This is a genomic window from Clostridium sp. DL-VIII, assembly GCF_000230835.1.
Taxonomy (GTDB): domain Bacteria; phylum Bacillota; class Clostridia; order Clostridiales; family Clostridiaceae; genus Clostridium.
Genome location: NZ_CM001240.1, coordinates 2,290,986 through 2,315,202 on the forward strand (window position 1 = coordinate 2,290,986; position 24,217 = coordinate 2,315,202).

Consider the following 24,217-nt stretch of genomic DNA (forward strand, 5'->3'; position numbering starts at 1 on the left):
TTTCATATAGGATATATGTAAGGTTTAGAAATGTCACATTAATATTAAAAAAATTTTTATATTTTTTATAAGTTTTGAAAGGAGCATGCATGAAAAAGGTAGAGTAAATAGACTGAAAAATATTTATATATGATTAAATACTTAAAAATAAGGAAAGGATTAAAATAAAAAGATCTAGGAGGGACTTATGGCTGATATGATAAATAGCTTATATAATTTAACACTAGTCTTATTACGTGGATGTATAGTTACGGTGCTTATTACAGGAGTGTATATAATAGGAATAGTAAAATATGAGAGAAAATATATATTACTTACTCAAGAATTAGATAAGAAAAAAGTTGATGATATAACCTATAAAAGTAAATTTTAGAAAAGTTAAAATGTAGCGATGCAAATAAGTGTTGCTACATTAACTATGTACAATTTATGTTATAATTAATAACAGTACAAGGTTACAAATAAAAGGGGAATTTGGATGATAAAAGTTAAAATGCTTAAATTAACTAAAATAATAGTTAGTACATTAGTAATAGTTTCAGTATTAATATTAAATCCAATAGGAGCAAGTGCGGAGTGGGAGCAAGATAATCAAGGTTGGTGGTATACAGAAGGTAGTTCATGGTCAGTTGGTTGGAAGCTAATTGATTGGAAATGGTACTATTTTGGAGAAGATGGGTATATGAAAACAGGTTGGATAAAATATGATAGTAAATCATATTATTTAAATTCAGATGGAAGTATGGCCCATGATACGACAATAGATGGATGTGCAGTAGGTTCAGATGGCGCATGGAATCAAATTGCTGGAACTAGTTCAATACATGTATCAAAGGTTAATCCAAACGCCACAACAATAAGTGGTGTAACTGGTATAAAATTTGATGATATTACAAAAATAGTTTTTTGCGACGGATCATTAAAAAATAACACAGTAACAATTGAAGATAAACAAAAGATTAAAGAATTTATGGGATATTTAGATGCTTATTCTGTTAATAACATAGATGTTCCGGTAGTAACAGGTTGGCTGCATAGGGCATTATTCTATATCAATGATAAAGAGGTAATGGATATATCTTTTGATAATCCAATTGATATTAATGGAGAACAATTTAATGTCACAAAAGGTAACTTAGATATTAAAACAATTGACAGGTATCTAAAATCAATTGATTCGTCTTATATAGAACATTAAAGTATCCAGGAGGATGTAGTATTTTGCAACATCTCTATAAGTAAAATAAATAGCAAGTTAAAATATCACACTATTCATAATAAATAAATGTGTGGTATTTTTTAACTGCGTAATTCTACTCAAAGGTAGCAGATAATTAAAATTTGATTTTGTCATATTGCTGTCACAAATCTCAAGTATTATATAAATATAAAGTAGTTAAACATTATTTGTCCCCTATTAAATAAATACTAACCAGTATTCAGAATGGTCTATAACACCCTAATAGACCATTCTTTTTTATTTATGGAGTTAGATAATTTATGGTAAATTGTATAAATGAAATAATCCTGAAGAAGACCTTTCTAGGATTATTTTATTTCAATTTCAAGCTGTATAGGGTTTGTATCAAGGTAATGTTTATATTCTAGCTTATAGTATAGAACTAATTTTCTTCGGCTTTCGTAAGGCAATAAGAGGCTACATGAAATTATGTATTAGAGAATAAATTATAAATAGTAAAAGTGCCTAAAAAGGTGCTTTTTTGTACATAAATAATGTTTGTAATACATATTAAGAAATTGTAAATATTGCTATAATATATATAGTAAAATTATTTATATAATGAATAGACCAGTAGTAATATATAGAGAAGGTGAAATCATGAAGACATTTTTACGTATGCATCCAAAGAATGTATTAACCTCTGTGCAACTATAGAATTAATATTGTGCAGAGGAGTGTATATTAAATGGATAGATTAAATAAACCAGTTATTACAAAAGAAACAATAAAAGCAATGGAGGATATGTCATTTTTCACTCATGCTAAGATTTTTGACGATTTGCTAATTGTTGCACAAAAGCAAACAAATTGTTTTATATTGAAGACGAGTGATGGTTTAATAGTGATAGATGCTATTTGGCCAGCAGAAAAAGCTTTTGAGGCAATAGTAGACGCGATTAAAGATGTGGGATGGAATCCAGATACAATAAAAAAACTGGTTTTGACACATGGACATGTTGATCATACAGGATGTGGGAGATGGTTTGTTGAAAAGTATCATGTTTACACATACCTTTCTAAAATAGATGATGCTTTCTGGGAGGAACATCCAACGAAGCCTAATAGACCAGAAACATGGAAAGATTATAAAATTGATGTTTATGTTCAAGATGGAGATACCATAACATTAGGCGATAAAACAATATATATTTACGGTACCCCTGGTCATGCTCCAGGAGGATTAAGTTACATATTTCCTGTAAAAGAAGATGGAGAAATCCATATGGCAGCATTATGGGGAGGTACGACACCACCATGGACAAAGAATGAAGTTAAACAATATCTCAAGTCATTGGATTACTTTATCAGTGAAGCAATGCATAAAAAAGTAGATGTAGCTTTAAGTAATCATACAGCTATAGATAATGGTTTGGAGCGTATTATGTATTCAAAAGTTAGAATGGACTATATGCCTAATATTTATATTATTGGGCAGGATGGATTTCAAAAGTACTGTCAGGTATTTCGTACATTGAGTTATGAGATAATGGAAAAATTATGAGTATAACGCGAAATCGGCAAATTATAACTTGAAGGGGAAAATTAACTTGATGTCTGGAGTTAATGATTTAGTAGAAAATCCTAAATTAGTTTCTTTAGAAAGTAAATATAAGGTATCTAAAACAGTGATGTCATTACATTTTTTCTTGAAAGAATTAGAACCGTAAATTGTAATTTGTAGTGGAGACTAGTTATATATTACAGGGAGGAAGAGTGGTTGGAACGTATTTTAATTATTGGTGGTAATGGATGCGGAAAAACGACATTAGCACAAACATTAGCTAGTAAATTAGAAATTCCTTTAATTCACCTTGATAAGCTATATTGGAGAGACAATTGGGAAAGTTAAGAATATAAAATAAGTTATTGAAAAGCAAAAAATCACTGGAAATTCTCCAGTGATTTTTTAAAAAACTTATGACATTATGATAACACAATGGAAATTATAAGTCTAGTAATATATGTATAAAATGATAAAATTTTAATATCAGGTTAACTCGCGAGTGCATTTGATTATAAAAAAAGTATCAATTGTAAAGGAGATAAACTTAATGAATAAAGATTGTCATATAGAAGTAGTATATTTACAAAAGATTTTATGTAAAAACTTAAGTCAAGACTTTAAAATACTCAAAATTATAAGAATTTATGGAGGAGCACGGAAAGTAACATATAAAATAGAATGTAACAAAGGCTTCTCCTGTATTCTTTATGTTTGGGATAATTCTATGGATTATTTTAATGAAAAAACAGATGAGGATGATATATTTAAATCAAATGGGGCAGATTTGTTTGAATTAAATAATAAATTCCTTACACAAAATGGGATTAGGACACCAAGAATATATTATATAGACAGAAATAAGAAAGAATACTCATTTGATTTTGCACTAGTTGAATATATAGCAGGTGGAGAAATAGAAAAATATTTTTATGCTGATGAAGAGACTAAATATAAAGTATTTACTGATTTAAGCAAAAACATTAAGAAAATGCATTTTATCAGAAATAAACTTTATGGAAATCTTAAAACTGAAAAAACATTGAAGTTTGGAAGTGAAAGAATATTACTGGATAGAAATATAAAAGAAATTGAATATTCATCAAGATTTCATGAAGGAATATTAAAAAATAAGACCATGTTAATTAATAAAATACAAGAATTGTATGATAATATGAAACCTAGAAATGATTATGTATTTATACATGGGGAATTAGGCCCAAATCATGTTTTGGTGGATGAAAATCTTAATACTTACTTAATAGATATAGAGAGCGCTATGTTTTTTGATGCAGAATATGAACATAGTTTTTTGCAATTCAGATTTGGTGAGTATTATAAATATTTTAATAAAGATAACCTTGATTTAGATAGATTAAAATTTTATAAAATGCATTTGCACATTTCATGTCTCTCAGGTGCATTGGAGCTTAAACAAAAATTACTGAGGTTAATGATATGATTGAATATAATTCTGAACAAGCACTGAATTTCTTAGGAAATGAATAAATAAATTTAAAGGCGATAAACATTAAAAAAATCAATGTCTATCGCCTGTTTCTTATGCAACCTTATGAGAATCATCATTAGAGCCATCGGTATCTATTCTATAGCTACTCCAAGCTTTGCAGATATTATGGTATTTGATTTATTTATTGATGTTGATAGGTTATCAATACAAAAGACAAGCTTTTGGTTCTCTGCTTAAGCATTGACTAAACTATGTATGACGTTATTATCAACAGTTGTACTTAATATGCAGATCGCGTGATGCACCCAGTCCAGCAAATAAGCATAACGCGGAAGCACCGATTAAGACAATAAGTGGTAATTCCCAGCTGTTAGATGCATCATGTAGAAAACCAAAAAGCATCGGTCCAAAAGCAGCGAGTAGGTAGCCGATTGACTGTGCCATGCCGGACAATCTTGCCGCTTCATCTGCATTTCTTGTACGAGAACTAAAAAATATCATAGCTAGGCAAAAAGTAAGTGTTCCACCAATGCCCAACATAATCATCCATAGGAATATAAGCCCTGTCCATTTTAAGAATATGCCCAAAAGTCCCACCAAAACACATAGAGAGGCAATGATAACTAATGGACGTTGATTGGCTTTACGTTGAGCAAGGACAGAACCCCAAAATGATACAGGGAGCGATACCAATTGATAAAGGGAGAGCATCCATCCTGCTTTGTCTGAATTCATACCTTGCTGGATTAAAATAGCAGGCAACCATGCAACCATGCAATAGAGTAGCATAGACTGTAATCCCATATATACCGATACCTGCCATGCCAAAGTAGATTTCCATAAGTTAACTTTATTAATGACATCTCCGTTAATACTCTCTATTTCATTTTTTTCTTCATGGATGTCTTTTACTTTTGTTTTAATGTCATTATCGATCGTTCCTTTATCAATGGACATTTCTTGCTTTCTATGTATTATTTGAGGTATCCAGATGATAATGGATAAGAAACTAAGTGCAGCCCAAATGCTTAACGCTCCGCTCCATCCAAATCTCGATTTTGCCGCAACAGGGACACTGATACCGGATGCTATCGCCCCAAAAAGGCTCATAGAAGCAGTATAGATGCCAGTTATCAAACCGACCTGTTTAGAAAATTCACGTTTGATTAGACTGGGTATTAGCACATTGCCGACAGAAATGGACAATCCAAGGATTAATGTTCCAAGAAATAGTCCCACCCCTCCAAGCAATGAACGTAATATAATTCCGAAAGTCAGAAAAATAAGTGACCAAAGCAGCACCAATTTAGTGCCAAATTTTCGCGCCAAACGTGGAGCGAAAGGTGAGAACCCTGCAAAAGCGAATAACGGAAGGGTTGTAATCATACCTGCTAATGTATTTGAAATATGTAAGCTACCACGAATTTGATTGACCAACGGGCCAACCGCTGTTAAAGGTGAACGTAAATTTGCTGCAATAAATACAATTCCAATTATCAGCATTATTGGTGTATTTCTTTTTGAATATAGGTTCTTTTTGTGTTCGTTATGTAATTGATTCATTTATATAGTCTCTCCTTAAAATATGATACGATTTTTTTACATTAAATATAATATTTAGAGTCTCTCATTGCATCGTTTTAGCTACAAGTATTTTAAGTTTATACTTTTGTTCACTCACTTCACTATTATCATAACTGATATATAGCCTTGATGAGTTTTTCTTTTTGATGCTAGCCCTCCTAACTTAATTACACTGAAAATGTGTATAGCATCCATACACTTGCGTAAAATTTTTATTCATCAAAATTTTCGTTAAAAAATTTAACCTTGTTTATCAGGCTCGACAAAAAGTTTGACAAAAACTCTAATTCATGTTCGGAGGCATTTTGTAGTTCATCTTCAACCATATTATTTATAATAGAATGATAGAGAATATGGTTGCTATGAGCTTTTTTACCTTTTTCAGTAAGACTTAATGAATATCTAGATAAATTAAGATCATCAACTTCTTTTATAACCAGAGCCTTTCTCTCTAGCTTTTTGAGAATTTCAGAAACAGCCCCTTTTGTTACTCCTAGAATATCGGCAAGTCCACCTACATGAATGCCAGGATGTCCGGCAATAGCCTTTATTACATGTATTTCAGAGTGAAAAATCGGTACATCCGTTCCGAAGTAGCGAGTCTTTTTATCAAGGTCAGTCAAGGCAAACGCTAAGTCCATAGAATTATATGCAATTTGATGTTTGTTATTTATAAATTTATCCATGTTAATAGTATATGGTTGCTATACACTTTTGTCAAGTAATTTTCTTATATAGTGACGAGATGATATATAGTAGGGGAAAAGCTAAAAAACTGCTTTTGTAAAGTAACGCTCTCTTTTTTTAAGGCGTATGAAAACAGCCTTAAAAATCAATTTGGACTTGATTCACAAGATGCATGCTTAAATTATTATGTCAGGGGAGCATATTATGATCAATTCATAGAAAATTATTTTCAAGAGTGCAAGTCATATGGTTTTTGAAGTCATCTTGGGTATTTGAGTAGAAAAACAGTGATGGAAAGGATGAAGATAATTTGGGAAAGGCTTTAAATGAAGAGATTAATACGTGATTGGTTCTTACATTTTTAGCAGAAGAGCAAAAGCATGAGCTAAATAAAAAAGGATAACCACAAAAAAACGCGGTTATCCTTCTAAGAGGCTTCCCTCACTGTCGAGAAATAGTAGCTCATAGTACTTTTGGGGTCTTCCTTTGCCGCTGTCTCTTTTTTCAAATACAGTTCTCGCATATTCTTTTTCTTCGATTTTGTTAAGAATACGGTTTGCGCCTCTGACGGTGATGGACAGGCATTGGGCGACATCCTCAGAAGATAGTTTGTTTGTTCTCATAATTTCTGCATAATACATGATTTTCTGTAGGTTGATATTATTTATTCCAATGCGTTTTGCCAATGCCATGATTGCTGGATCGCCCTTTTCAGAGAACTGTATAACATTCATGTTCTGCATTGGTCCGATTACCTTCTGATCCTCGTTTATAAAAAAGCTGCAGCTGCCTGTAAAGGCATTGGCCTGACGGTGAGCTCTGACGGCGTTTTCGTTAGCCTGATAATATTCATGCCCAGAGCCCCATCCGATTATTACCTTGTCGCTTGCATACTCTTCTAAATATTTCAACAGTGCACAGTTCTGTGCATTAGAGGTGATTTTTATAAAATTTCCGTAGGTGGTGTATAGTTTGACAAAGCCTTCCGAGACTTGGGCCGTATCTGGAAGATTCACATTGCGCAGAAACCTGCCGGCTAGCACTTTCAGCTCATGAAGTTGCTCTTCGGACTGTGGGTGCGCCGTTTCGATCGATAAGCATGCCACAACTGCACTCCTGCTCTTGAGCTCGAGGATGGTAATTTCGTTGATGATCCCACTTATGGTTTCTTTAACGTTTTCCAAAGTGGGTCGTATTAAGATATACCTTACCCCGTGTTTTTTTAGTTCTGGAACAAAGTGGCTGAATGCCGTAATCGACAAGTCTATTTTATTCTCTTCCCACAGTGTTATATGGTTTTCAAGCATTGTTTCAACTCTTTCGAACAGATTATCGCTATCAATAGGCTTTCCCTGATGAGTCAGATACTTTTGGAATTCACTGAAAGAATCGATAATATATGCAAAATCCACATAAATTCTTGATATGTCAAGCCCCGGTTCAGTAAGCAGCAGCCTAAATAGTTCTCTGTAAAGAAGGGTTTCATTATCCTGCAAAATGTGCGTAGGTACTTTCGTATCTAAACATTCCTTATCTATTGACTCGTAAAGAAGCCTGCCGCTGATAACAAATCCGTCCACCGAATCTAAGTTGTTTAGATATAAGTCTTTTGTTTCCCTAAAGTTACTGATTGTAAGAATCCGAAACTTACATACCGACTGCAATTCTTCTTCAATTTCACGGAAATAGTCTATATAAGATTCCGTCGTGATTATACCAAGTCTGATTTTCATGGCAAATTCCTTTCATAAACAATTAATGACATGAATTATAACATAAAAAATATGATATTTCAATGATGCCAGTAGTTGGAAAAAATATGTTCTTAAAATGTCTTATTTTATTATTGACAACTTTTTGTGCTTAAAGTACAATGAAAGTGTTCTTAAAATGTCTTAAAATAAAAAATAAGAAAATTTCAATCTGTTATTCACTAATACAATTTATTTTTAAGGAGGTGTTAATTTTGGCTGAAAAAACTGAAGAATTTTTAAATATGGCCAATCAGTTACAGGAAAAATTGGTCATGTACAGACATCATCTTCATTCGATTCCGGAACTTGATCTAAGGTTACCTGGGACAACTGCTTATGTAAAAGAGGCGTTGGAGTCGATTGGCCTTAAGCCCACTCCCGTGGGAGAATCAGGCTTAATGGTAACCATCGGCGGACAACGCCCCGGGAAGGTGATTCTTATTCGTGCAGATATGGATGCGCTGCCAATTAAAGAAGAAACGGATCTTCCTTTTGCGTCATCCAACGGAAATATGCATGCATGCGGTCACGACATGCATACTTCAATGCTGCTAGGCGCTGCAGAGATACTAAAGGCAAATGAAGGAAAGCTTTTAGGAACGGTCAAACTTATGTTTCAGCCGGGCGAAGAAACCTTGCATGGTGCCAAGATGATGCTTGAAAATGGGATCCTCGAAAATCCTAAAGTGGATGCGGCAATGATGCTACATGTAATGACAGGAATTCCGTTTCCAATTGGATTATTTATTACGCCTGAGGCTGGAGGAGCGAGTTCAGCTTCTTCAGATTGGTTCGAAGTCATCATCCAAGGAAAGGGTGCACATGGAGCGATGCCTAATGCCGCAGTAGATCCATTAAATGTAATTGCTCACCTTCATCTGGCGCTACAGGGTATCATAAGCCATGAAATTTCTCCAACTGATAGTGCAGTTCTTACGGTTGGAGTAATGGAAGGCGGAACTACAAACAACGTGATTCCCGATACTGCCAGGATTAAAGGCAGCGTACGTACTTTTGACGCCGTATTGCGGGAAAAAATCGAAACCCGTATCCGGGAAATTTCCACAGGTATTGCGAAAACATTTGATGCAAAGGCAGAGGTGATTTATACCAGGGGCTGTCCCGAAATAAAAAATGACAGCGAGCTTAGCCGTCAAATGAGAACCACTATAGCAAACACTTTTGGTGCAGATTCCTATATCTATCTATCACAACTAATACCCGGTGGTAAATTAATGGGATCTGAAGACTTCTCATTTGTAACGCAAGAGGTGCCAAGTATCTCGGTGTTTATTAATGCAGGCAATTCCAAGGAGGGGTATAGTTACCCTATGCACCATCCAAAGGTAATATTCTCGGATGATGTGCTTAAGAAAGGTGCTGCCGCTTACGCGGCTTTCGCCAGAGATTGGCTTGAAAATAATTAATAATATTAAAACAAAATTAGGAGGAATTAAAATGTCAGAGAACCGTATGATTGGACCAACAAAATTCGAAGAGTACTCAGAGAAGTACAAAGACTTTTTATTAATGACCCGTCGTGATGGAATAATTGAAGTAAGATTGCACACTAACGGAGGACCATATGAACATAATTGGGAAGCCCATACCGCATGGTCTCATGCATGGTCAGATATTGGCCGTGACCCTGAAAACGAGGTAATGATTATTTCTGGAACAGGGGATAAATGGGTAGTAGGAAACCCCGATGTCTGGAACACAAAATTTATGGATTGGCCTAAACAAAAGAAACTTGAACAATATCATGAATCACTAAGACTACTTGAAAATATGATATTCTGTATTGATATCCCTACAATCGGGGCGATAAATGGCCCTGGAACTCACTGTGAAATTGCATCTCTTTGCGATATTACGATTTGTACAGAAGACGCGGATTTTTTTGATCCACATTTTATAGGAGGCACACCTCCTGGAGATGGAATGATTCTTACATTGCAGAACATGATAGGTTTTAAGAAAGCAGCATACTATGCATACACTGGTAAGAATATTAATGGTCAAACAGCATTAGAGCTTGGTATAGTCAGTGAAGTGTTACCAAGCGAAAAGCTTCTTCCACGTGCTTGGGAACTTGCAGAGATGATAATGCAAGCACCTCGTTCAGCGAGACATCTTACTCATTCAATTTTATCACGTCCTTGGAAAAAAGCCTTAGTAAGTGATCAAGGGTTCCAACTTACTCATCAAATGTACGACATGGCCATTGATGAAGAAGGTGTTCATGAAAGATTGACAAAAATGAAAGGGCGCTTAATGGGCAAATAAGAACAATAGTATTAAATTGATTTTTAAGTAAAGAATAGTGACAGAGGGGCTATATGTGTTACCTCTCCAGCATCTAAAGGTGATATTCTCGGATAAAGACTTAATAAAGGTGCTGCCGCTTACGCGGATTTTGCCAGAGATTGGATTGAAAATAACTAATAATATAAAATCAAAATTAGGAGGAATTAAAATGTCAGAGAACCGTATGATTGGACCAACAAAATTTGAAGAGTACTCAGAGAAGTACAAAGAGTTTTTATCAATGACCCGTCGTGATGGAATAATTGAAGTAAGATTGCACACCAACGGAGGACCATATGAACATAATTGGGAAGCCCATACTGCATGGTCTCATGCATGGTCAGATATTGGCCGTGACCCTGAAAATGAGGTAATGATTATTTCTGGAACAGGGGATAAATGGGTAGTAGGAAACCCAGATGTGTGGGAAACAAAATTTATGGATTGGCCTAAACAAAAGAAACTTGAACAATATCATGAATCACTAAGACTACTTGAAAATATGATATTCTGCATTGACATCCCTACAATCGGGGCGATAAATGGTCCTGGAACTCACTGTGAAATTGCATCTCTTTGCGATATTACGATTTGTACAGAAGACGCGGACTTTTTTGATCCACATTTTATAGGAGGCACACCTCCTGGAGATGGAATGATTCTTACATTGCAGAACATGATTGGTTTTAAGAAAGCAGCATACTACGCATACACTGGTAAGAATATTAATGGGCAAACAGCATTAGAGCTTGGCATAGTAAGTGAAGTGTTGCCACGCGAAAAGCTTCTTCCACGTGCTTGGGAACTTGCAGAGATGATAATGCAGGCACCTCGTTCAGCGAGACATCTTACTCATTCAATTTTATCACGTCCTTGGAAAAAAGCCTTAGTCAGTGATCAAGGTTTCCAACTTACTCACCAAATGTACGACATGGCTATTGATGAAGAAGGTGTTCTTGAAAGATTGACGAAAATGAAAGGGCGCTTAATGGGCAAATAAGGACAATAGCATTAAATTGATATTGGAAGTAAAGAAATAGTGATAGAGGGGCTATATGCCTTTAAGTATAAAACTAAAGGCAAACGGCCCCTTTGTTAAGTTTTTTAAGAAATACTGGCATTTTTGCTAAGGAGGAATCGAAATGTCTGATAGATGTATGGTGGGGCCTACAAGGTTCGAAGAATACTCAGAGAAGTACAAAGACTTTTTCATAATGACCCGCCGTAACGGCATAATCGAAGTACGTTTTCATACTAATAGGGGACCGTTTCAATTTGACTGGCCGGGCCAAACCGCATATGGTAATGTATGGTCAGATATTGGCCGTGACCCTGAAAACGAGGTGATGATTCTTACGGGGACAGGGGATTTGTGGCAAATAGGAAATCCAGAAGTCTGGAAAACAAAATTTATGGATTGGCCGAGAAACCGTAAGCTGGAAATGTATCATGAATCCTTGAGAATGATTGAAAATATGATCTATTGCATCGACATTCCAACAATTGGGGCGATTAATGGTACAGGATCACACTGGCAACTGGGAACGTTTTGTGATATTACAATTTGTGCTGAAGGCACAGAATTTTTCGATGCACATTATCTTGGTGGTATACCTCCTGGAGATGGAATAGTTTTAACATTTCAAAATTTACTAGGGATTAAGAGAGCGGCATTTTACGCATACACAGGTATGAACATTAATGCTCAATCGGCATTAGACCTCGGTATGGTTAGTGAAGTACTGCCACGTGAAAAGCTTCTTTCACGTGCATGGGAACTCGCAGAGATGATAATGAAGGCACCTCGCTCTGCGAGACATCTTACTCATTCAATTTTATCTCGCCCTTGGAAAAAAGCCTTAGTCAGTGATCAAGGTTTCCAACTTACTCGCCAATTGTACGACATGTCCATTGATGAAGAGGGTGTGCTTGAGAGATTGATAAAAATCAAGGGACGTTTTCAGGGGAATGAAAGATAGTCCATTTTGTTAAAAGGATTTGGTAATTACTCGTTTTGTCCGATTCGACCAACTAGCCTATAATTAGATGAATATATTGGTCAAGGGAAAGGAAGGTCTTTTGATCTTCAAACAGCACAAAGAAAGGAGATAAGGGCGATATGAAATCATTGACAGAATTATATAAGATCGGCAGTGGGCCGTCCAGTTCCCATACAATGGGTCCGGAAAAAGCCGCTAGAATCTTTAAAACAGAAAATGAGGGCGCAGAACGCTTCAAGGTATTGATTTATGGTTCCCTTGCAAAAACGGGCAAGGGTCATATGACTGACAAGGCCATTATTAAGGCACTGTCACCAGTTCCAACTGAGATTGAATTTATTACTCACGCAGATTTTATTCTGCCTCATCCCAATACCATTGATTTTTTAGATTACAAAGACGGGCGGCAAACAACATCAATGCGTGTTGTAAGTGTCGGCGGCGGGGATATAGTTATCGATGGGCGTGAGGAAATGTTGGTACCGGATATATATAAGGAAAATACCTTTGCAGAAATCAGCAGCCTCTGTAAAGCAAACAATATCAGCCTAAGCGAGTACATCGAGCAGTGCGAAGGCAAAAAGATTTGGGATTTTCTCTATGAAATCTGGGATGCGATGAAGCATTCCATTAACGAAGGGCTTATATCCACAGGTGTTCTAGAAGGTGGTCTCAACGTAGAACGAAAGGCGCAATTTCTTTATAACCAGCGGCATATCGATGAGAGCCCGGAGACTCGTGAAAACAGGATTGTCTGTGCTTATGCTTTCGCTGTCAGCGAGCAGAATGCCGCCGGTGGTACAATCGTAACAGCCCCAACATGTGGCGCAAGCGGTGTGGTGCCGGCAGTGCTCCGTTATATGCAAGAGAAGAAAAATGTGACGGACGAACAGATCATACGGGCTCTGGCAGTTGGAGGTCTAATTGGCAACCTAATCAAGCAGAATGCATCCATCAGCGGTGCTAAATGTGGCTGTCAGGGGGAAGTTGGTACTGCTTGCTCCATGGCATCGGCAGCTCTTTCAGAGTTGTTTGGAATGGGTATCGACCAGATTGAGTATGCAGCGGAGGTCGCGTTGGAGCACCATTTGGGGTTAACCTGTGATCCAATCTGCGGACTTGTTCAGATCCCTTGCATAGAGCGGAACGCCGTGGCTGCGATGAGAGCTATCAATGCGCTGAGTCTGGCAAATTTCTTGTCAAACACCCGTAAGATATCGTTTGATCTGGTTGTACAGACTATGTATGAAACTGGCCTGGATATGAGCAGCGATTACCGCGAAACTGCAGATGGTGGGCTCGCCAAACTCTACAAAATAGACATCTAAACTCAGACATGAGCATTTTCCTTTACTGGTATTCTTGCTTAGAATATATGCTAAATTGCTGTATATTCTAATATGGTTTACCATAAATATTCTCTACCATATTTATTCTGAAGAATATTACCATATAAGAATATATATTGTGAGCCATATCACCATAAATATTCTTAAGAATATGCTTGAAAAATGCGGCTTGAGAAGGTTTTGACATAAAAATATTATTGATTTTTAATGTTATTTTGAGCTTAAAACATATATCCATAATAGCAGCAGATAGAGTTTTACTCATCCAGGAGCGTGCAGCCGTTAGCGTCACTTGAAGAAGTGAGTGTGTTACGGATGCTAGCTATCGGATAAACTTCTTTGAAGCTGCAAATAAATTATTGTTATTTAAATGTGAGGGATGTTCTCTCAAATATATTTGCAATGGAATTGATAAAGTAGCTGAAGATTATATTAATAAGACTACGGAGATTGTAAATAGCTTTTCTTTTGAATAAAACAATGTCAAGTAAGATATATTGTAAAGAAAAACCAAGGCTCATGTGACCTTGGTTTTTAAACATAGATATTTTAATAATCTAAAGAAATATAATCATAAATTTTCTTTAATGTAATTTTCTTTTTAAGGCAAGCTGTTGAGTAACACATATTTTTATAGTACGCATAATCTTGAATAGTATTATTTTTAAAGAATATAAAATCAATAAGTTCTTTTTCCTCTTCAGTCAAATTATTTATGGCCAGCTTTAAATCTTCAGAATCGCATCTATCACAAAATAAATCTTCCAGGCTTATACCTTGAGAAGGTAAATCTTTTTCAACATCAGCATGAAGGCTTAAAGCATCATCGCCGTTAGTTGAGCTTCTAGTTTTAATATGCTTAATTAAGTCATTTATGTTATTCTTTATTCCATTAGAAGCATAAGCAACAAATTTATGTTTCTCTAGATTGTATAAAGAAACACATTTAAAAAGTGACTGATAGCACTCATTCTTTATGTCATTTCTATCAAATCCATCTATAAAAGTTCTTTTTGAAATATTAATAATTAAAGGTCTAAATTCACTAGCTAAATTTTCTTTTGCTATCACATCTCCATTTTTGCATTTGTAAACTAAGCTTTCAATATAATCATAATCCATATAGGCCGCCTCCATTTAAAAAATAAATTTATGGTAGAAATAATAAAAATAACCTCTACATTTAGTATATATGGTAAATGAACATATATCTTATATGTAAATATAAAATTTTGATATGAGATAAAATTTTTAAAGGAAGCTCGACTTACATGCGTTTGCTAAGAATTTTCTTATAAAAAAGATTTTGGGGGAAAGACAATTTATTTTCTAAATTATATGGTTGATAAAAAAACTAATGATAAAATATTTATTATTAGAAACGTTACACCAATTCCATTATGGTTACACTAGCAGTTTTTATGTTATAGCAAAATATATTATTCAATCATATGTTATTTATTGATAAAGTTCCAGGAGGAAAATAATGAATAACACTTTAGAAAATTGTCCGCTTACATTAAATACTACAAGAATTTGTAGCGCTGATTCTATAGATACAGCTGTAGAAGTATCAAAAATTGGCTTTAGTAATATGAGACCTAATGCTGTCATATTAGTTAACAAAAATGAAATTTTTGATGCAATAGCAGCTACTTCATTAATTCATTTTCCAATTAACGCTTCTCTTTTATTTACAGATAGTAACAGTTTGAATGAAGAAACAATAAAAGAAATTCAAAGATTGTCCCCTAAGGGCTACAATGGAATTCATGTGATTTTAGTTGGTAATATTTCAAAAAATGTATTTTCAGAATTAAATCATTATGGGTTTAAAACACATCATATTGGCGGTAGTAATCATTATGAAACTGCATGCATGATAGCTAGGGCAAGGAGAGAATTTAAAAATATTCTTATAATGTCTGGCGAAGATTACTCTGAAGGAATTGTTTCTGGGTATTGGGCAGCACATCATGGAGATCCAATTTTGTTTGTACAGAAAAATAGGATTCCAGAATGTGTACTAGAAGTAATCAAAAAAGTGAATGATATTAATATTTATATAATTGGTTCCACTAAGACTGTATCAAACAACTTTGAAAAATACTTTTCACAGTTTGATAATGTTAAGCATGTAGATAGAATAAATGGCGATAATCCTTATGAGATAGCAGTAAATTTTGCTAAATACAAAGATTCTAAAACTGAATTTGGATGGGGGAGAGATTATCGAGAAGGTCATGCTTTTACATTTGGAGTGCTTAATAAGCCAATGGATATTATAGCTGGTGTATTATTTGCTCATATGGGTAAGCATACCCCATCTCTTTTAGTGGGAAAAGATAGAACACCTGAAGTAGTAGAAAGATATGTTAAATCGGTGAAACCTATGCTGCCAAAAGATATGCCTAAACCTCCATTTATGCATGGATTTATTTTAGGATCTACTCAAAATATTAGTTATAAAGAACAAATAATGATTGAAGAAATGCTTTCTATTGATCATGAAATGATGGACATGGATCATCACATGATGGAGATGAACCATAAGATGATGAACACGAAGTATGAAATGTATGATGGAAAGATGGGTATGGATTGTGACATGAATAAGATTATGAGTATGAACCACCAAATGATGAATATGGAACCCGGTAAGCATTGCTCAAGTTGCATGCATATGGATAATATGAATCAACAAGGTAAAATGATGAAAATGGAACATGGAATGACTGACATGCATGATAAAATGATGGGGATGGAAGAGGAAGAAAACATGGAATATACGCATGAAATGCATATTCATGAATATGATGACAAAAATTATAAAAAAACTACTTGTAATTGTAAAAAGAAAATGAATAAGGGGCATAGATGTGAATTCGGTAATACTGATTATAGAGTAATTTGTATAGATGAATTATTAGGATAAAATAAAACGATTTTATCTCTAATGATCCAATGAAAATCCTTAATGAAAAATTTGCAAGTGGAGAAATGAGTCAAGAAGAATATGTAAAGAGAAAAGCCATGCTACAAGGTATCTAAACCAAGTAATATGGCAATTCACTAAAATTAATGGTGCCGCTCTGGCTAGAGTCGAATTGCTAATTAAATCATTTGCTATAAATAATATAAAGCAGTAATCAAATTTATCATTTAAGAAGTAATAGAACATTAATAGATGAAAAGCAGGCAGCAAAACGCGGAAATTACACTCTAAGGATCTAGAAATCATGAATTCCTTAATTTTTATACTCTAAAGTGTGTCCCCATAGGTAAAGTAGAACTAAAAAGGCATAAGTGCCTTTTTAGTTCATGGACAATACCTAAATACTCAGAAATGAACCTTTTGGGAACTAATTACAGAGAATTATTTAACATAGTTTACTACGTTTTTTCTCCTCTCAGGTGCTTTCGTATCCGCTCCAGCGTTGTATCCCAACAAAATAACACACACAGGTTTATAACCTTCAGGAATGTTCAGCTCTTTTATGAATTGGTTATCGGGATCTGCATCAATAAGTTGTGGCAAACCGCTAACCCAGCATGAGCCAACATCTAAAGATTTAGCGGCATTCATCATATTTCCGGCAGCAAGAGAACAGTTTTCTGCTGTGTACATTTCTGTTTTGTCACCTGAAATCACAACAATAGTAGGGGAATTATGAAATAAATGAACTTTTTCATTGTTTCCTATCTTCTGTAAAAACTGAGCTTTTTTATCATTTTTCATCTGCTCTAAAAACGAAACTGGCATCATTGCGTATACTTTTTTTATTGCTTCAGATAATTGATCAATTAAACGCTCATTTTGAACGACTGTGAAATGCCATGACTGTTGATTCGAGGCTGAAGGTGCATATGTTCCGGCTTCCAAAATAGCTTCAAGTTCAGTGTCCTTGATTTGCTCTGGCTTAAAACTCTTAATACTACGTCTGCTTTTAATTACTGACAATGTTTCGTTCATAATAAAATCCTCCATTAATTTATTTCTGCTTACTTTATATGCATTTGCTTATAAATACTTTTTCATATTCCTAAGCACAATTTCATACCCTGCGGGATACATGTGCCCCCCATCAAATGTGAGCTCTTTCCGCAAATTTCCGTCAGCATCGGCTAAGCCATCATTGACATTGATAAATTTATAGTGATACTTTTGCGCAAGCAGCGCCACTTTACTGCTTGCTAATTCAAGTATTTCATTGTTTCGCTTCGAAAAAAATGCCTCGTGCTCGGCTTCTGACTCACCGAAATCTGCCACCGGATTGACCGGATAATAAGCCATCACAAATACCTGTGTCTCGGGCAATTCTTCCTTGATTTGCCGCAAAATTTCGTCATAATTTGAGAGAAAAGTGTCTTCTGGAACGCCGAAGCCCGCATCATTTGAACCAATATTAATAAAAATTTTGCTCGGCGCCAAATCGAAAATACAGACATCCATCGTCATCAGCAGCTCCGCTGTCGTCGTTGCACGAATCCCTCGATTATAAATCAGTTTGTCCAAGCCAAGATTTTGCTGCATTTTTTCAATTGGGAACATTTCCATAGTGGAAGACCCGACGAAAACAATTTGTCCTTTTTGGGCTGTTTGATTCTCTTTCGCAAAGCGTGCTCGTAGGTCACTTTTATATTGCTCGATATCAGGGTTCATATTCGTTAGTGATGTTGATTGTTCTGACATAAATAACAACTCCTTTTCGTAATTACTATAGTTTTAGTTTACGTGTGGTTCAGCATATCTCACCAAAAACTCTAATTTATTACTATAATCAGCTGACAGAGTTATTTGATTTTATGACATGGACAAATGGGTACAATATTATTATTTAGCTTGGAAACTAGAGAATGCTGCGTGAACTTCGACTCTCATAGGCATTTCGGCCAAAAGTTCCAAAACTTGATCGTGACCATCTTCGATAGCTGGATTAGTGAAATGGCGAATGAATGAATCCGCATCTTTGTAAAACTCGAATGCCCACAAAATGTCTGAATCCTTGTCATCTTGGCAAAGTATCCAGTCTACTGGACCATCTGGGTCACCATTGTAATGTAGTTTATTGGTAAGTTCAAATAGAGCATCTCCTTTTCCAGCCTTCGCGCGCATTTTAAGCACTGTACCAGGCTGCTTTGGGCTAATCATCATATTTCCTTTTTCTGTTGCAATCATAATATACCTCCAATATTTATTTCTTACTGACTAATAAAATAGATTATAAATTTACTGCATTATTATTTTTACTTAATCCTGCTATTGTATGCAAAATTAAGTATTGCCGATGATTTTAATTGGTTAAAATTATTTACGGTGCTGCTTTTTAAAATGTTGTTCCATCATTTCAAGCATCTTCGGAGGTACTTCGCCGTTTGGTCCCATAGCATCACGAAAAGCCTCCCATAGGTCATCAAGCCCACCGTTTTCACCCATTTGTTTTTCAAGCTCTGCAGAAATTTTTGATAAGTATTCACTCAAATTATTTTTCTCAACCTCACTGAGGCAATTAAAAATTTGATCTGAGTTCTGTTTGCTTTGTTCCGCTTGCTTTGCAGCGTCTTCACCCATCTTGGTAAGTTCTATGTTCATAACCCTCCTGTCTGTCTCTGATTGTGTCCGACTTATATACCCGGATTTTTCAAGCTTGGTAAGCAGCTGACTTAATGCCTGATTACTCATATCTAGATGATTCGAAATTTCTTTCTGGCTAATTTTTGGCTGTGCTTTAAGCAACGCTAAAATGCGTCCTTGCCCTCTGTTCGGGTCCGTAAATGCTTCATTTTCATTTCTAATGTGATGCGAAAATCTGTGAAAAAGCATCGTCACTCGGGAAAACTGTTCCATTAAATTAATTTTGCTATTCATTACCTTATCCTCCAATAACATTATATTTTGTTTTTTATCAACTGATTAATTATCAAGTACTTGTTTATATATTATCAAGTACTTAACTATCTGTCAATACTTTTAAAAAAATTGTGATAATTTATTGATGGAGAAAATTGAAAAACAAAAAAGCAGCCCGCATATAATATTTGCGCACTGCCCATTATATAAATTTTCAAACTCTCGCAATATTTGAGTTAAGCCGATATACATGTAAAAACAGGTTACTTTAAAGAAAAATATAGGATTTAGCTGTTGCATATAAATGCTTCATTTTTATTATTTTCATAATTTCTTGCATCAATAGCCGTCGAATAATCTAGAGATGCTCTAGAGCTTATTTTTATTTTATCATCAAAAGCCAGAGTATTTAAATGCCTTGAATCCCTTTGGGGTCATATACTGGATTATATACAGCACTAGAGATATGTGACAAAACATTTGGAATTTCAATATCAACAAATTCACTATAAATTTATTTATGACTTTTCTTGAATTTAAAATATTAGTATCGTCATTACAAAGCTTTTTTAGATTTGTAGCTGAATCGGGAACAGTGATTTCAATACGATCTGAGTGTTCATAGTAGGTGCTTCCTTGACCATGTAAACAAATCATAATATCTATATCATCTAGAGAAAAAAGAAGAAAAAGAAAAGTTAAACCTCTTGTATTGATTGTATCTTAAGGTAAAGATACAGAGATTAATTATTTTAAACAATTTAATCAGAAATATGTAAATATTGATGTTAAGCCAGTTGATAAAAATTCTGCAGGAAAGAACAAATCAAGGAAGACTGATCCATCTAATTTAGTTGATAAGGCTATTGAATATATAGACAATAAATATGATATAAATAAAGAAGATGGCGATAGAGTATGGTGCTCTTACCTGGTGGAAAAGTAATATTTGTAGAACTTAATACACTAGGCAAAAAAGCTAGAAAAATTCAAGAATATAGGGCTAGAGAGCTTAGAAAACTTGGATTTCAAGTTGAATGTATAGATACAGTTGAAAAAGTAGATTTGTTTATTAAGGAAGTAATGCTGAATATGTAAATAGAAAGAAAAGGCAAAGTGATTTTATGCTGATGTTATACAAAATCACCTTATTATAATTAATTAATATTTTATTGCATTCTTTAATAAATTAGTTGAATCTTCTATTGATAATTCTTTTGCATAAGAAATTTCTTTTATTACAGAATCTTTCGCATTTTTTAAAACCTGCTTTTCTGTTGCATTTAATTTACTATTTATTTTAACTTGAGTTAGATCATATATAATCTCTAGAGTACTTCTCAGTGATCCTGATTTTATCCTTTTTGAATTAGCAGCCATTCGCTCTTTTGATGTATATTCCGTATAGTCGTTCGTCTCTGACATAGCATTATTAATACTTTCTAATCCTATATCTATAGCCTCTGAATCACTTATTAATCTGAGGTTTGATACACCAGCTCTACTAACTGGTAAACTTAATGTCATAGTATTATTAAAAATTTTTATTTTATAATAATCTTGCTTTTCACCTTTAAATTCTCTTTTTTCAATGTTACTTATTATTCCTATTCCTTGGGTTGGATAAACCACTTTATTTCCAATATCAAACAAAAAATCTCCTCCTAAATTGAATAATATATTTAGTATATCACATTTAGAATTTTTTTGCTAATTTTTTATTTTATCACGATAATTTATCATAGTCAATATTTTTTTTTGGAGATATATATTTAAGCTTATGAAGTTCAAAGAAAGAAGGTGATAATATGGATTTTAAACTTTGGGATTATCAAAAATACGCGATCAATCATGTTATAGATCATAATCCAGCAGGTTTATTTCTAGATATGGGAATGGGCAAAACGGTTAGTTCATTAACTGCAATAGATAATTTATTATTCTTAGGTGATACAAATAAAGTTTTAGTTATAGCTCCAAAGAGAGTTGCAGAAGATACTTGGTCCACAGAAGTAGACAAATGGGATCACCTAAAAGAATTAAGGATATCAATAATCTTAGTAACTCCAAAACAAAGAGATGAAGCAGCAAAAAAGGATGCAGATATTCATGTTACAAGCAGAGATAATGTTGTGTGGTTAGTTGAAAATTATTTATTTTTAAATAGCCAAAGAACTAAAACAGATGTGAAATGAAATGATAAATATGAAATATATAAAGTGTGCTTATTTTTAAAGATTTAATAATCAGCCTAATATCTGATTTAGGAAATATTTTATGCAAGCTAAAAAATGAGCTATCGCTAATGGAGTTTAATCCGCTAATGCGACAGCTCTTATAATGTCTATTTTGATTTTTTAGTAGGATTTACTTACTAAACCATGCCTTACTAAGTAAATTAATACCTTCAGCAATCTCACTCTCAGTCATTCCACCAAAACCAAGAAAAACCATATTATTAGAATATTTATCCTTTCGTAACCAATATGTAGATACAGGAGAAACTATAACACCATATTCTTTAGCCTTTTTTATTATCTCTTCTTCAGATAATCCATTGTTTAATTCTATCAAGATATGCAAACCTGCATTTTTACCATGAATAATAACATTGTCTCCCATAAATTTATGGATAGAGTGGATTAACATATCATGTCTTCTTTTATTTAGAAGAGATATTTTACGCAGATGACTATCCCAATGTCCTAAATGCATAAACTGTTGAATTATTTTTTGCTCAACTATTGGAACTGAGGTTTGGTAGCTACTAAAAAAATTATCATATATTTCTAGTAATGATTGAGGTAATACCATATAATTCAATCGCAAGCTTGGGGAGAAAGACTTTGAAAAAGTACCAATATATATAACACAGCCTTTTGAATCAATACCTTGTATTGAAGGTATTGGCCTTGAATTGTAACGAAGTTCACTATCATAATCATCTTCAATTATAATTCCATTTTCTCTTCTTGCCCAATCTAATAATTGTAATCTTTTTTGAATTGGCATCACTGATCCAGTCGGAAATTGATGTGAGGGGGTTACATATACTATCTTTGTGGAGCTATTTTCTAATTCAGTAATATTTATTCCATCCTTGTCTAAGCTAATTGGAACAACATCATATCCGTTATTGTTAAATATCTTTCTTGCACCAATGTAGCCAGGATCTTCTAAAGCTACTTTAGAAAAATTGTTTCTGAACATTTGGCATAGTAAACTTAAACACTGCTCAAAGCCTGAAGTAATAATAATCTGTTCTGAGGTACATGAGACACCCCTTGATTTATTTAAATAATTCATTATTTCTATTCGTAATTCTTTTTCGCCTTTACTGCTAGTATAGGATGTCATAACTTCAGCATTTATAGAGGCCAAGCATTTATTTGATATCCTTCTCCATAAGCGCAAAGGAAAATCAGAAGCATTTAACTTTCCATATTTGAAATTATACTTATAATTATTATCAGAATTCATCTTAGGTAAAGTAGTTTTTATATATTTTTCAATATTGACAGAGTTCTCTATCTTTAACTTAGTGATTAGCATACTATCTAGTTTTTCAACTATGAATCCGCTGTTTGCTTTACTTGTGACATATCCTTCAGAAGAAAGTTGTAGATAAGCACTTTCTACTGTATTTCTACTGACATTTAATGTTGTTGCAAGCGTTCGTGTTGAATATAGCTTACTGCCTTCCAAAAGCTGTCCTGAAATTATCTCTTCTTTATAACTGCTCATAAATTTGCAAATATAGTGGAACTCTTGAATCGTTATCTAGAACAATCATTTTTTTAAACACTCCCCTTATGAACTGTATCCTATAAAATAAAATAAATTGGCACTTTTGATGAGTACACATTGATTGTATAATTGTTTTATAGAAAAGTCAATGTGCACAAATTAAGACTTTTTAAAATATTAAAATAATTAAATTTGTAGAATTACAGAGGAGGAATTTAAATGTTAAATGAAAAATTGCTTGAAGTTATATCACATGAAGGTGTAGTAGCTATAGTATCTTGTAGTAACAATGAGGCGCATGTAGTTAATACTTGGCATTCATTTCTTAGTGTTACTGAAGATGGTAGGATATTAATACCTGCAGGAGGCATGAGAAGAACTCAAAAAAACATAGAAGCAAATAGTAAAGTTAAAGTTACTTTAGGTAGCAAAGAGGTTATGGGACATCAAAATCCAGGAACAGGATTTTTAATAGAAGGAACTGCAAAATTCCTTGTAGAGGGTCCAGACTTTGATATGGTGAAGAATAAATTTCCTTTTTTAAGTAGAGTATTAGAAATAACTGTTGCATCTGCTAAGCAAACATTATAGTTATAAGATAACTTGATTTTTGAAAAGAGTACTTTATATTAGTGAAAGAACTAAAAAAGTGCTCTTTTATGCTATTCATTTTTAATATTTTTAACTTAATTAGGGTAGTAGGAGCAGCTGTGTCATGCA

At 33.9% G+C, this 24,217-nt stretch carries 26 protein-coding genes and 2 pseudogenes; 18 read left to right on the forward strand and 10 right to left on the reverse strand.

The features are described 5' to 3' along the window. The first annotated feature begins 187 nt into the window (after nucleotides 1–187). From CDLVIII_RS10440 to CDLVIII_RS32485, 7 genes are all read left to right on the forward strand, one after another. Nucleotides 188–373: a hypothetical protein gene (locus CDLVIII_RS10440; RefSeq protein WP_009169420.1), complete on the forward strand. Its 186-nt coding sequence runs from the start codon at nucleotides 188–190 to the stop codon at nucleotides 371–373. 105 nt (nucleotides 374–478) lie between these two features. Next, complete coding sequence (locus CDLVIII_RS10445; RefSeq protein WP_009169421.1) at nucleotides 479–1,198, forward strand: cell wall binding repeat-containing protein; 720 nt, start codon at nucleotides 479–481, stop codon at nucleotides 1,196–1,198. A 730-nt stretch (nucleotides 1,199–1,928) separates the two neighbouring features. After that, nucleotides 1,929–2,744, forward strand: a complete 816-nt coding sequence (locus CDLVIII_RS10450; RefSeq protein WP_009169422.1) for an MBL fold metallo-hydrolase — start codon at nucleotides 1,929–1,931, stop codon at nucleotides 2,742–2,744. A 49-nt stretch (nucleotides 2,745–2,793) separates the two neighbouring features. Beyond that, nucleotides 2,794–2,910: an HTH domain-containing protein gene (locus CDLVIII_RS32735; RefSeq protein WP_009169423.1), complete on the forward strand. Its 117-nt coding sequence runs from the start codon at nucleotides 2,794–2,796 to the stop codon at nucleotides 2,908–2,910. A gap of 50 nt (nucleotides 2,911–2,960) precedes the next feature. Continuing rightward, nucleotides 2,961–3,092, forward strand: a complete 132-nt coding sequence (locus CDLVIII_RS30625; protein WP_242835879.1) for an AAA family ATPase — start codon at nucleotides 2,961–2,963, stop codon at nucleotides 3,090–3,092. 202 nt (nucleotides 3,093–3,294) lie between these two features. Further along, on the forward strand, nucleotides 3,295–4,206 hold the full coding sequence (locus CDLVIII_RS10455; protein WP_009169424.1) for a phosphotransferase: 912 nt from the start codon (nucleotides 3,295–3,297) through the stop codon (nucleotides 4,204–4,206). A gap of 111 nt (nucleotides 4,207–4,317) precedes the next feature. Next, entirely contained in the window at nucleotides 4,318–4,452 is a 135-nt protein-coding gene (locus CDLVIII_RS32485) for a hypothetical protein (protein WP_278245933.1), read from the forward strand. A gap of 30 nt (nucleotides 4,453–4,482) precedes the next feature. On the opposite strand, the gene CDLVIII_RS10460 is transcribed toward CDLVIII_RS32485, so the two are convergent. From CDLVIII_RS10460 to CDLVIII_RS10470, 3 genes are all read right to left on the reverse strand, one after another. Further along, nucleotides 4,483–5,778, reverse strand: coding sequence for a CynX/NimT family MFS transporter (locus CDLVIII_RS10460; protein WP_009169425.1), 1,296 nt, complete (start codon nucleotides 5,776–5,778; stop codon nucleotides 4,483–4,485). Nucleotides 5,779–6,011: 233 nt separating this feature from the next. Next, entirely contained in the window at nucleotides 6,012–6,485 is a 474-nt protein-coding gene (locus tag CDLVIII_RS10465; RefSeq protein ID WP_009169426.1) for a MarR family winged helix-turn-helix transcriptional regulator, read from the reverse strand. Between the two features lie 420 nt (nucleotides 6,486–6,905). Next, nucleotides 6,906–8,066 carry a transcriptional regulator gene (locus tag CDLVIII_RS10470; RefSeq protein ID WP_242835880.1) on the reverse strand — a complete coding sequence of 387 codons (1,161 nt, stop codon included), beginning with the start codon at nucleotides 8,064–8,066 and terminating at the stop codon, nucleotides 6,906–6,908. 377 nt (nucleotides 8,067–8,443) lie between these two features. Between CDLVIII_RS10470 and CDLVIII_RS10475 the strand changes: the two genes are divergently transcribed. The 5 genes from CDLVIII_RS10475 to CDLVIII_RS10495 all read left to right on the forward strand — a co-directional run bounded on the left by CDLVIII_RS10475 (nucleotide 8,444) and on the right by CDLVIII_RS10495 (nucleotide 13,878). Next, nucleotides 8,444–9,667: a M20 family metallopeptidase gene (locus CDLVIII_RS10475; RefSeq protein WP_035302213.1), complete on the forward strand. Its 1,224-nt coding sequence runs from the start codon at nucleotides 8,444–8,446 to the stop codon at nucleotides 9,665–9,667. A gap of 235 nt (nucleotides 9,668–9,902) precedes the next feature. Further along, on the forward strand, nucleotides 9,903–10,529 hold the full coding sequence (locus tag CDLVIII_RS10480) for an enoyl-CoA hydratase/isomerase family protein (RefSeq protein WP_242835973.1): 627 nt from the start codon (nucleotides 9,903–9,905) through the stop codon (nucleotides 10,527–10,529). 79 nt (nucleotides 10,530–10,608) lie between these two features. After that, nucleotides 10,609–11,550 carry an enoyl-CoA hydratase/isomerase family protein gene (locus CDLVIII_RS10485; RefSeq protein ID WP_242835881.1) on the forward strand — a complete coding sequence of 314 codons (942 nt, stop codon included), beginning with the start codon at nucleotides 10,609–10,611 and terminating at the stop codon, nucleotides 11,548–11,550. Between the two features lie 142 nt (nucleotides 11,551–11,692). Then, the gene (locus CDLVIII_RS10490; RefSeq protein ID WP_009169431.1) at nucleotides 11,693–12,529 is read left to right on the forward strand and encodes an enoyl-CoA hydratase/isomerase family protein; all 837 of its coding nucleotides are present in this window, start codon (nucleotides 11,693–11,695) and stop codon (nucleotides 12,527–12,529) included. Between the two features lie 140 nt (nucleotides 12,530–12,669). Then, complete coding sequence (locus tag CDLVIII_RS10495) at nucleotides 12,670–13,878, forward strand: L-serine ammonia-lyase, iron-sulfur-dependent, subunit alpha (protein WP_009169432.1); 1,209 nt, start codon at nucleotides 12,670–12,672, stop codon at nucleotides 13,876–13,878. 570 nt (nucleotides 13,879–14,448) lie between these two features. Here CDLVIII_RS10495 and CDLVIII_RS10505 read toward each other — a convergent pair. After that, nucleotides 14,449–15,021 (reverse strand): sigma-70 family RNA polymerase sigma factor, encoded by a 573-nt coding sequence (locus tag CDLVIII_RS10505; protein WP_009169433.1) that lies wholly within the window; start codon nucleotides 15,019–15,021, stop codon nucleotides 14,449–14,451. 364 nt (nucleotides 15,022–15,385) lie between these two features. On the opposite strand from CDLVIII_RS10505, the gene CDLVIII_RS10510 reads away from it, so the two are divergent. Both CDLVIII_RS10510 and CDLVIII_RS30630 read left to right on the forward strand, forming a co-directional pair. Next, nucleotides 15,386–16,834, forward strand: coding sequence for a cell wall-binding repeat-containing protein (locus CDLVIII_RS10510; RefSeq protein ID WP_009169434.1), 1,449 nt, complete (start codon nucleotides 15,386–15,388; stop codon nucleotides 16,832–16,834). A 17-nt stretch (nucleotides 16,835–16,851) separates the two neighbouring features. Further along, a pseudogene (locus tag CDLVIII_RS30630) lies at nucleotides 16,852–16,950 on the forward strand (SHOCT domain-containing protein); the annotation flags it as partial. 325 nt (nucleotides 16,951–17,275) lie between these two features. Here CDLVIII_RS30630 and CDLVIII_RS10515 read toward each other — a convergent pair. The 4 genes from CDLVIII_RS10515 to CDLVIII_RS10530 all read right to left on the reverse strand — a co-directional run bounded on the left by CDLVIII_RS10515 (nucleotide 17,276) and on the right by CDLVIII_RS10530 (nucleotide 19,768). Further along, nucleotides 17,276–17,872 carry a nitroreductase family protein gene (locus CDLVIII_RS10515; protein WP_009169435.1) on the reverse strand — a complete coding sequence of 199 codons (597 nt, stop codon included), beginning with the start codon at nucleotides 17,870–17,872 and terminating at the stop codon, nucleotides 17,276–17,278. 48 nt (nucleotides 17,873–17,920) lie between these two features. Then, the gene (locus CDLVIII_RS10520) at nucleotides 17,921–18,592 is read right to left on the reverse strand and encodes a GDSL-type esterase/lipase family protein (RefSeq protein WP_009169436.1); all 672 of its coding nucleotides are present in this window, start codon (nucleotides 18,590–18,592) and stop codon (nucleotides 17,921–17,923) included. Nucleotides 18,593–18,733: 141 nt separating this feature from the next. Next, the gene (locus CDLVIII_RS10525) at nucleotides 18,734–19,078 is read right to left on the reverse strand and encodes a hypothetical protein (RefSeq protein WP_009169437.1); all 345 of its coding nucleotides are present in this window, start codon (nucleotides 19,076–19,078) and stop codon (nucleotides 18,734–18,736) included. 129 nt (nucleotides 19,079–19,207) lie between these two features. Further along, entirely contained in the window at nucleotides 19,208–19,768 is a 561-nt protein-coding gene (locus CDLVIII_RS10530) for a MarR family transcriptional regulator (RefSeq protein WP_009169438.1), read from the reverse strand. Nucleotides 19,769–20,531: 763 nt separating this feature from the next. Here CDLVIII_RS10530 and CDLVIII_RS31925 point away from each other — a divergent pair. Both CDLVIII_RS31925 and CDLVIII_RS30420 read left to right on the forward strand, forming a co-directional pair. Then, nucleotides 20,532–20,696, forward strand: a complete 165-nt coding sequence (locus tag CDLVIII_RS31925; protein ID WP_242835976.1) for a hypothetical protein — start codon at nucleotides 20,532–20,534, stop codon at nucleotides 20,694–20,696. Then, nucleotides 20,669–20,848, forward strand: coding sequence for a nuclease (locus CDLVIII_RS30420; protein WP_085959795.1), 180 nt, complete (start codon nucleotides 20,669–20,671; stop codon nucleotides 20,846–20,848). Before CDLVIII_RS31925 ends, CDLVIII_RS30420 begins: the two co-directional genes overlap by 28 nt. Nucleotides 20,849–20,911: 63 nt before the next feature. On the opposite strand, the gene CDLVIII_RS10540 is transcribed toward CDLVIII_RS30420, so the two are convergent. Beyond that, on the reverse strand, nucleotides 20,912–21,403 hold the full coding sequence (locus CDLVIII_RS10540; protein WP_009169439.1) for a CarD family transcriptional regulator: 492 nt from the start codon (nucleotides 21,401–21,403) through the stop codon (nucleotides 20,912–20,914). Nucleotides 21,404–21,558: 155 nt separating this feature from the next. Here CDLVIII_RS10540 and CDLVIII_RS10545 point away from each other — a divergent pair, with 155 nt between their 5' ends. Further along, entirely contained in the window at nucleotides 21,559–21,945 is a 387-nt protein-coding gene (locus CDLVIII_RS10545; RefSeq protein ID WP_009169440.1) for an SNF2-related protein, read from the forward strand. 172 nt (nucleotides 21,946–22,117) lie between these two features. Here the strand turns inward: CDLVIII_RS10545 and CDLVIII_RS10550 are convergent. Then, a pseudogene (locus CDLVIII_RS10550) lies at nucleotides 22,118–23,543 on the reverse strand (PLP-dependent aminotransferase family protein). Between the two features lie 173 nt (nucleotides 23,544–23,716). On the opposite strand from CDLVIII_RS10550, the gene CDLVIII_RS10555 reads away from it, so the two are divergent. Further along, the gene (locus CDLVIII_RS10555) at nucleotides 23,717–24,088 is read left to right on the forward strand and encodes a pyridoxamine 5'-phosphate oxidase family protein (protein ID WP_009169442.1); all 372 of its coding nucleotides are present in this window, start codon (nucleotides 23,717–23,719) and stop codon (nucleotides 24,086–24,088) included. Nucleotides 24,089–24,217: the final 129 nt, after the last annotated feature.

Bases quoted from the DNA above. Each gene is read 5' to 3' on its own strand.
- CDLVIII_RS10465 (WP_009169426.1), bottom strand. From the start codon at position 6,485: ATGGATAAATTTATAAATAACAAACATCAAATTGCATATAATTCTATG.
- CDLVIII_RS10520 (WP_009169436.1), bottom strand. From the start codon at position 18,592: ATGTCAGAACAATCAACATCACTAACGAATATGAACCCTGATATCGAG.
- CDLVIII_RS10495 (WP_009169432.1), top strand. From the start codon at position 12,670: ATGAAATCATTGACAGAATTATATAAGATCGGCAGTGGGCCGTCCAGT.
- CDLVIII_RS10530 (WP_009169438.1), bottom strand. From the start codon at position 19,768: ATGAATAGCAAAATTAATTTAATGGAACAGTTTTCCCGAGTGACGATG.
- CDLVIII_RS10555 (WP_009169442.1), top strand. From the start codon at position 23,717: ATGTTAAATGAAAAATTGCTTGAAGTTATATCACATGAAGGTGTAGTA.
- CDLVIII_RS10505 (WP_009169433.1), bottom strand. From the start codon at position 15,021: ATGGATTATGATTATATTGAAAGCTTAGTTTACAAATGCAAAAATGGA.
- CDLVIII_RS10445 (WP_009169421.1), top strand. From the start codon at position 479: ATGATAAAAGTTAAAATGCTTAAATTAACTAAAATAATAGTTAGTACA.
- CDLVIII_RS10490 (WP_009169431.1), top strand. From the start codon at position 11,693: ATGTCTGATAGATGTATGGTGGGGCCTACAAGGTTCGAAGAATACTCA.
- CDLVIII_RS10480 (WP_242835973.1), top strand. From the start codon at position 9,903: ATGATTATTTCTGGAACAGGGGATAAATGGGTAGTAGGAAACCCCGAT.
- CDLVIII_RS10525 (WP_009169437.1), bottom strand. From the start codon at position 19,078: ATGATTGCAACAGAAAAAGGAAATATGATGATTAGCCCAAAGCAGCCT.
- CDLVIII_RS10440 (WP_009169420.1), top strand. From the start codon at position 188: ATGGCTGATATGATAAATAGCTTATATAATTTAACACTAGTCTTATTA.
- CDLVIII_RS10460 (WP_009169425.1), bottom strand. From the start codon at position 5,778: ATGAATCAATTACATAACGAACACAAAAAGAACCTATATTCAAAAAGA.
- CDLVIII_RS10510 (WP_009169434.1), top strand. From the start codon at position 15,386: ATGAATAACACTTTAGAAAATTGTCCGCTTACATTAAATACTACAAGA.
- CDLVIII_RS10545 (WP_009169440.1), top strand. From the start codon at position 21,559: ATGGATTTTAAACTTTGGGATTATCAAAAATACGCGATCAATCATGTT.
- CDLVIII_RS10455 (WP_009169424.1), top strand. From the start codon at position 3,295: ATGAATAAAGATTGTCATATAGAAGTAGTATATTTACAAAAGATTTTA.
- CDLVIII_RS30420 (WP_085959795.1), top strand. From the start codon at position 20,669: ATGGTGCTCTTACCTGGTGGAAAAGTAATATTTGTAGAACTTAATACA.
- CDLVIII_RS10515 (WP_009169435.1), bottom strand. From the start codon at position 17,872: ATGAACGAAACATTGTCAGTAATTAAAAGCAGACGTAGTATTAAGAGT.
- CDLVIII_RS10450 (WP_009169422.1), top strand. From the start codon at position 1,929: ATGGATAGATTAAATAAACCAGTTATTACAAAAGAAACAATAAAAGCA.
- CDLVIII_RS32485 (WP_278245933.1), top strand. From the start codon at position 4,318: ATGAGAATCATCATTAGAGCCATCGGTATCTATTCTATAGCTACTCCA.
- CDLVIII_RS32735 (WP_009169423.1), top strand. From the start codon at position 2,794: ATGTCTGGAGTTAATGATTTAGTAGAAAATCCTAAATTAGTTTCTTTA.